Source organism: Shigella sp. FC1567, assembly GCF_001743015.1.
Lineage (GTDB): Bacteria > Pseudomonadota > Gammaproteobacteria > Enterobacterales > Enterobacteriaceae > Escherichia > Escherichia coli.
In genome coordinates this window covers 1-341 of the sequence record NZ_MIIV01000433.1, presented here as the reverse complement: position 1 = coordinate 341, position 341 = coordinate 1, and the positions used below count along the sequence as shown (strand labels likewise).

Below are 341 nucleotides of genomic sequence, written 5' to 3'. Positions count from 1 at the left end.
GGGCCGAATAGCAATGTCTGTCGCACAACAACCACAATGTCACAAATAAAAAATGAGAATAACCAGTTCCCTGAAGGCGACGTAGCCCGGTACAAGAGTGAAGTGGTCAACAAAAACTGGCCACCGAGTTAGAGTTTTTCCAGTATCGATTTTCCGATTCGTTTGGGGGTAACCCACCGTTATATTCGTGCGGTCTTAGTGCGCTGTAATATCCAACGATATAGTCCGTTATGGCGTGAGCTGCCTCGCTGAAGCTTACGTAACCCACCACCGGCATCCATTCGTTCTTCAGACTCCTGAAGAAGCGTTCCATTGGGCTGTTATCCCAGCAGTTTCCGCGC

General features: G+C 49.0%; 1 protein-coding gene. It reads right to left on the bottom strand.

All coding sequences use genetic code 11. The annotated features are described in order from the left end of the window. Positions 1–106 precede the first annotated feature (106 nt). On the bottom strand, positions 107–341 hold a 235-nt coding region (locus tag BHE85_RS19345), incomplete at its 5' end, for an integrase core domain-containing protein (RefSeq protein WP_146627965.1).